General features: G+C 40.4%; 7 protein-coding genes and 1 pseudogene. 4 read left to right on the top strand and 4 right to left on the bottom strand.

Annotated elements, in window-relative coordinates:
• Window positions 1-264: 264 nt before the first annotated feature.
• The 4 genes and pseudogenes from Q8W26_RS02040 to Q8W26_RS02030 all read right to left on the bottom strand — a co-directional run bounded on the left by Q8W26_RS02040 (window position 265) and on the right by Q8W26_RS02030 (window position 2,643).
• On the bottom strand, window positions 265-933 hold the full coding sequence (locus tag Q8W26_RS02040; RefSeq protein WP_305472058.1) for an IS630 family transposase: 669 nt from the start codon (window positions 931-933) through the stop codon (window positions 265-267).
• Between the two features lie 14 nt (window positions 934-947).
• Window positions 948-1,154: pseudogene (locus Q8W26_RS17880) on the bottom strand (helix-turn-helix domain-containing protein); the annotation flags it as partial.
• 239 nt (window positions 1,155-1,393) lie between these two features.
• On the bottom strand, window positions 1,394-1,576 hold the full coding sequence (locus Q8W26_RS02035) for a helix-turn-helix domain-containing protein (RefSeq protein WP_101212962.1): 183 nt from the start codon (window positions 1,574-1,576) through the stop codon (window positions 1,394-1,396).
• Between the two features lie 80 nt (window positions 1,577-1,656).
• Window positions 1,657-2,643 carry a choice-of-anchor H family protein gene (locus Q8W26_RS02030; RefSeq protein ID WP_101212963.1) on the bottom strand — a complete coding sequence of 329 codons (987 nt, stop codon included), beginning with the start codon at window positions 2,641-2,643 and terminating at the stop codon, window positions 1,657-1,659.
• A gap of 192 nt (window positions 2,644-2,835) precedes the next feature.
• On the opposite strand from Q8W26_RS02030, the gene ndk reads away from it, so the two are divergent.
• The 4 genes from ndk to Q8W26_RS02010 all read left to right on the top strand — a co-directional run bounded on the left by ndk (window position 2,836) and on the right by Q8W26_RS02010 (window position 6,205).
• A complete protein-coding gene (gene ndk / locus Q8W26_RS02025) occupies window positions 2,836-3,267 on the top strand; it encodes a nucleoside-diphosphate kinase (protein WP_101212964.1) in 432 nt (143 codons plus the stop codon).
• Window positions 3,268-3,448: 181 nt separating this feature from the next.
• Complete coding sequence (locus Q8W26_RS02020) at window positions 3,449-4,573, top strand: bifunctional tRNA (adenosine(37)-C2)-methyltransferase TrmG/ribosomal RNA large subunit methyltransferase RlmN (RefSeq protein WP_101212965.1); 1,125 nt, start codon at window positions 3,449-3,451, stop codon at window positions 4,571-4,573.
• 28 nt (window positions 4,574-4,601) lie between these two features.
• Window positions 4,602-5,405, top strand: coding sequence for a type IV pilus biogenesis/stability protein PilW (gene pilW, locus Q8W26_RS02015; protein WP_305472053.1), 804 nt, complete (start codon window positions 4,602-4,604; stop codon window positions 5,403-5,405).
• Window positions 5,402-6,205 carry a RodZ domain-containing protein gene (locus Q8W26_RS02010; RefSeq protein WP_101212967.1) on the top strand — a complete coding sequence of 268 codons (804 nt, stop codon included), beginning with the start codon at window positions 5,402-5,404 and terminating at the stop codon, window positions 6,203-6,205. The genes pilW and Q8W26_RS02010 overlap by 4 nt, the downstream gene beginning before the upstream one ends.
• Window position 6,206 lies beyond the last annotated feature (1 nt).

The raw sequence follows: 6,206 nt of genomic DNA, 5'->3' as shown, positions 1-6,206 counted from the left end.
GATGGTAGTGTGGGGTTTCCCCATGTGAGAGTAGGACATTGCTAGACACCTATTTAGAGAAAGCCGCTGCAGAAATGCAGCGGCTTTTTTGTTTTCTGATGTTTAGTTATTTTCGCGTGACGATAAGCCTCATCACTGTGTAGTGAAACGATTTAGCGCCGAGGCAACGATCATCGCTCGCGGATCAACATAGGCACAGCTTGTTTCCTTGAACCTAGTCCAAGGGACTGCACAGTGCAATCCTGTTAAAGGTGTGCGTTGTCATTAACGTGACCGCGTGGGTTTTCCCCAACTTATACCAATCCGCATTAAAAGTTGCTCAGTCTCTAGAGCATAAGGTTTAACTGTCTCTTTGTATTTTATAAAACTGAACCAAGCTTGAGTGCATTGCTCTACGATGTCTTCATAATTCTTAAAGCAACGATTCGCTAAATGATGTTGGCGTAGCCACTGCCAGACTTGTTCTATCGGATTTAACTCGGGGGAATAGGGAGGGAGTTTGATGATTGAGAGGTTATCAAACTCAAAAGCAATATCATCAGTGTGCCAGCCTGCACCATCCATAATGAGGACGGCATATCGGCCAGCTTCTGTTTTTTCTGATATCTGCGATAAGTGTTGGATCATCATTTCTTTAGAAACTAACGGTGTAATGATCGCTTCTGTTTCGCCTGTCGCTGGGCAGACAGCTCCATACATATAGGCATACTCAAACTGCTGTTGTTGGACAGCTCTTGGGCGAGTCCCCGTTTTTACCCAAATTCTTGATGTTGTGTTTTGTTGACCAAAACGACCCTCATCTTGAAACCAAATATCCACTTGTGACAAAGACACTGTACCAGGGATCGTTTGGATCATTGTATGTTCAATTTTTTTAAACTCGTCTTGCGCTTTTGTGATTGTTTTGGGTGTTTTGAACGACTTGTGATCCAACTGAAGCCTATCTTTTAAAGTCGCTTGTATACGTGATTGAGGTGGTAATCGACGCCAAAATGAGTTGATATATAGTCTTTAATGTCGTGGCCAGTTAATCGACCACCAACGTCTGATTTTGCTTGATGCTCAATATAGCTGGCGAGCTGTTTAGTTTGTTGAGGTGGTAGTTGGGCTTTCCTTCCAAGACGAGGTTTATCTTCAAGGCCTGATAAACCTTGAGATAAATAGTTCGATACCTAGTAGTTAACACTACCCCTACTTAGCTTAAGTGATTTGGCAACCAATGTTCTATTTTGGCTGACTAGTACTATTAAATTATATGCTTAGGGGATTGCGCTTTGGAATTAGCTCTAAATGTATTGTAGGGGAAATTCAACGTAGTAAAGAGGTAAAACCGACCATAGTAATAGCTTTAACTACTATTATCTATGGTAGGGAGGAGGGCGGTTTATTCAGGTTATATCCCACCAATGCGATCTGCTAATTCTTTATATCGTTTCACTTCATCGGCTTTAAATTGAGGGTTTTCAGCATCATCGCTTACGTTATTTAATAAACTTTCACGAACAAGTCGTTTTACCCGTACGTCTGTAATGCCTAAAAACTCTGCTGTTTGTTCAACTGTTAAGATGTCATCCATTGTTTATTCCCTTGTTCGATAGAATTATTATTTTTCAATTATTCATCAAGTTAGCATATATTTATACATTGTAAATATGTTTACTGATTGAGCATTCGTTTTCGTTGATTTAACTTCAATAGTACTTTTAATAATATGCTAAAAAATACGATTAGGGGAAATAAAATCGTTGCACCTCCATGATGCGACGTTGAAGTATGAGAGTGATATTGATCTGATTGTGTTGACTCTAGGTTGACGTCAGTAAAGATCGCACTAACTCTGTGTTTGTGGCTAGAAGAGTTTGCCTCGCTAACTCGAACTTCAACAGTGCGATAACGTTCATGACTATGATCCTCTAGGCTCATTGAGATATATTGAGTGTCTGCGGTTGACTCGCCTTTGATTAAAAATGGGCGTGTTTGAAAGTGCTCAACACCATCTACCATTACCTGTGCTGTTAACCATAGTTGAGGTTGAGTTGTATCGACATCAAGTGCGACTTCAAAATCAGTATAAAATGAATCGCTATCATCATCATTTGTTAAATTGATGGATTGATCATAGATATAAAAGCTTTGATAGTGATCGTAGTGGTGACCCTCTAATGGAAGGTCCGCTAATTGAAAATAGTCATCGTAACTAGCCGTGATTAATGAGCGATGAGTAATTGCATCATGCAAGACAATGGTTACTTGGTAATCATCCGAAGCTAAATGGTTATCAACGGTCATAACGAGCTGTTGAGTATCGAGGTTAGAGTCTTCACGTAATGTAAAAACATCGGACGTAGCGAGAAGCACTTCATCGTTGTATGAGTCCGTAGCCCAAATTTTCGCGTAAACGCCGACAGAAATGAAGTGACTATCAAAATCCATTGTTAATGAAAGCTGCTGCATATACCTATCAGAGTCTTCATCAATTGCTGTTGTACTTTTGAGTGCATATAGCCAGAAATCTTGATGATCGTTATGGCTTCTTTTTAAACTAGCATTTGCTTTTGCCATTGGAGAGCTTTGCTTAAGCTCGGTTGCAGCAAGAGTTGAAAGGCTAATTAGGTAACAAACTAGGATAAAGATGTATTTCATGTGGCGCTCCTTTTTCTTTATTTGAACCTTTTATTCCTGAATTTTCGCTGAATTTTAAGTGGTTGTTTTTTTGCGCAGTAGTTTAAGGTCTGTCACAATTATGCTTTTGTCGTAAAGCTTTGTTGGTACTTAAGTGAAATATCTCGTATAATGCGCGAAATTTTTCAATGATTTCTTTATGGAGAGCTTATAATGGCTATCGAACGTACTTTTTCTATCGTAAAACCTGATGCAGTTGCTAAAAACCACATTGGTGCAATCTACAATCGTTTTGAATCAGCTGGTCTTAAGATTGTTGCTTCTAAAATGGTTCACCTTTCTCAAGAGAAAGCTGAAGGCTTCTATGCTGAACATAGCGAGCGTCCATTCTTTGGCGCTTTAGTTGCGTTCATGACTTCTGGTCCTGTTATGGTTCAAGTTTTAGAAGGCGAAAACGCTGTTCTTAAAAACCGTGAAATCATGGGTGCTACTAACCCAGCTGAAGCATTAGCTGGTACTTTACGTGCTGATTACGCTGACAGCATCGATGAGAATGCAGTTCACGGTTCTGACGCTCTTGAGTCAGCTGCTCGTGAAATCGCATACTTCTTCTCTGACGAAGAAATTTGCCCACGCACTCGTTAATTCGAATTGTGTTAGTAAACTAAGTTAACAATAAATAATTGATTAACTTAGTTTATAAAAAAATCGGGGGTTTTTACCCCCGTTTTTACGTTTAATGATTATATAAAATGGCAAAGCCGAGTCGTCATTAAACGTAAAAACAGTCACTCAACGACCGTTTAGCAACAAAGTGAGAGTTAGCATGTCTAATCAAAAAACAAACTTATTAAACCTTGATCGCAAAGCCCTAAGAGAATATTTTAGTGAAATTGGTGAAAAGCCGTTTCGCGCTGATCAATTAATGAAGTGGATTTATCACTTTGGTGTAACTGACTTTGATCAGATGAACAACCTTAATAAAAAGTTGCGTGAAAAACTAAACCGTTTATGTGAAATTAAAGCTCCGGTGGTCAACACGGAACAGCGTTCATCGGATGGTACCATTAAATGGTCAATGCTCCTTGAAGGTGGGCAAGAAGTTGAAACGGTTTATATTCCTGATGGCGACCGAGCGACTTTATGTGTATCGTCGCAAGTTGGTTGTGCACTCGAATGTACGTTCTGCTCAACAGCGCAACAAGGCTTCAACCGTAACTTATCGGTTGGCGAGATTATCGGTCAAGTTTGGCGAGCAGCAGAGGTTGTTGGGGTCAAAGGTGACACTGGCGAGCGTCCGATTACTAATGTGGTAATGATGGGCATGGGTGAGCCGTTGTTAAATCTAAAAAATGTCGTACCAGCCATGCGTTTAATGCTTGACGACAATGGTTACGGTTTATCAAAGCGCCGTGTGACATTATCGACATCAGGTGTTGTTCCTGCGCTTGATATGTTAGGTGACCAAATCGATGTTGCTTTGGCAATCTCATTGCACGCACCTAATGATGAGCTGCGTGATGAAATTGTTCCTGTGAATCGCAAATACCCAATTAAAGACTTTTTAGCCGGTGTTAAGCGTTACATCGATAAGTCAAATGCAAACCGTGGCAAGGTGACAATTGAATACGTGATGCTGGATCATGTGAATGACTCAACGGATCAAGCTCACGAGTTAGCGCAAGTATTAAAAGATACCCCTGCAAAAATTAATTTGATCCCATTTAATCCTTACCCTGGTTCGCCTTATGGTCGCTCAAGTAATTCACGCATCGACCGCTTTAACAAAGTATTAATGGAGTACGGCTTCACTGTGACTGTCCGTAAAACTCGTGGCGATGATATCGATGCCGCTTGTGGCCAATTAGTTGGTGATGTTGTTGATAGAACTAAACGAACCGCTAAAAAGCAGATGCAAGGTGAAGGAATTTCAGTCACAATGGTTCGTTAAGTCAGTTTTTTAAAAAAATGCAATGGATATGATGAAAATAAAAAGTGGTAATGCTTCCTCAAAGATAGTCGGTCTAATTTGTACGCTGTTTTTAGTGTCCGGTTGTGTTACCCAGCAGTATGTAACAACAGGTGACAATGAAGTTACTGAGCGTGTTATCAATACTCGCGAGGCAGCTATGGCTCGCTTAAAGCTAGCGTTAGAATATTTAAGAAACAATAAAACGGCCCAAGCAAAATTAAATTTGGATCGTGCTGCTGCTATCAACCCTAATATTGATGGTGTTCAATCTAGCTATGCTTACTATTTTCAAACGGTTGGTGAGGTCGATAAAGCAGACCAAGCCTACCGTGAAGCGCTAGATGCCTTTCCTGATAATTCTAATACTCGTAATAACTACGGTGCATTTCTATGTGATTTGGCCCGCTATGAGCAAGCTGAGAAGCAGTTTGTGATTGCGATTGAGTCTAATGCAACCGCACAGATGGCTAATAGTTATGAAAATGCCGGATTATGTGCCCTTAGAGACCAGAACTGGGCTCGAGCTCAAAAGCACCTTTCCGCAGTATTAAAGTACGAATCATTGCGAGTGCGTTCTTTATTAGGTTTAGCCAAGGCTGAGATTGAACTGGGTAACTTTAACCAAGCACAGCAGCAGCTAAGAAGTTATCGTGGTATTTACGCGCAAACCCCGCAAAGCTTATGGCTTTCAGTTCAATTAGAGCACAAGAAGAATAATTCAGCGATGGCGAAGAAATTGGGTAGTATATTAATTAGAAACTATCCAGAGTCTAAGGAAGCAAAGACCTATTTAAATAAAGGGTTACTATGAGTTCGTTTCCAGATGAAGACGTTGAACACAGCACTGACGAAGAAAGCATTCCTCTTGGTCAACAGCTTCGTTTAGCACGCGAATCAATGGGGTATTCTACTAAGGATCTCTCTGAACAATTATGTGTATCAGAAACGATGGTTGCTTCAATAGAAAGCGATACTATCGATCCTAGTATTGGCACGTTGTTTACTAAAGGCTATGTAAAGAACTACGCTCGGTTTGTTAACCTTAATGTTAATGAGATCTTAGAGTTATATGCTGAGCAATACCAAGGGAAGCCTTCGGTAAAGAAGATGCAATCATTCTCTCAACGACAGCAGGCTCTAGCGCATAACAGTTACCTGAATTTGTTAACTTTTTTTATCATTCTTGTGTTGAGCTGTGTTGTAATTTGGTTATGGTGGCAGCAAGACACCGCGACTTTAGATATTCCGCCAGAAGCTCCAGTTCAACTAGCATTAGAGAACGATGGTAATGTATTATTACCACAAAACAATAATCAATCGTTTGAACCTCTTGCAATAGACTCAAACTTGGGTCAACAGTCGAATACCATTGATACACGATTTGAATTTTCAGAAGACTGTTGGGTTAAGATCGTCGATGCAAGCAATGCGGTGCTGGCGCAAGGTATGAAACGTCGCGGTAGTTCAGTTATCTTAACTGGCGTCCCACCCTTTGCTGTTGAATTGGGCGCACCTCATGCGGTTACTATCACTTATCAAGGTAAACAACTTGATATAACCCCTTTTATTAAAGATAAAACTGCACGATTTAGCGTGCCATTGGAAGACTAAT

The organism is Psychrobium sp. 1_MG-2023 (assembly GCF_030689115.1).
GTDB lineage: Bacteria > Pseudomonadota > Gammaproteobacteria > Enterobacterales > Psychrobiaceae > Psychrobium.
The sequence above is the reverse complement of the archived record's forward strand: the minus strand, read 5'-3'. Positions and strand labels throughout refer to the sequence as shown.

Coding starts and splice junctions, on each gene's coding strand:
- Q8W26_RS02035 (WP_101212962.1), bottom strand. CDS start 1,576: ATGGATGACATCTTAACAGTTGAACAAACAGCAGAGTTTTTAGGCATT.
- Q8W26_RS02030 (WP_101212963.1), bottom strand. CDS start 2,643: ATGAAATACATCTTTATCCTAGTTTGTTACCTAATTAGCCTTTCAACT.
- ndk (WP_101212964.1), top strand. CDS start 2,836: ATGGCTATCGAACGTACTTTTTCTATCGTAAAACCTGATGCAGTTGCT.
- Q8W26_RS02020 (WP_101212965.1), top strand. CDS start 3,449: ATGTCTAATCAAAAAACAAACTTATTAAACCTTGATCGCAAAGCCCTA.
- pilW (WP_305472053.1), top strand. CDS start 4,602: ATGATGAAAATAAAAAGTGGTAATGCTTCCTCAAAGATAGTCGGTCTA.
- Q8W26_RS02010 (WP_101212967.1), top strand. CDS start 5,402: ATGAGTTCGTTTCCAGATGAAGACGTTGAACACAGCACTGACGAAGAA.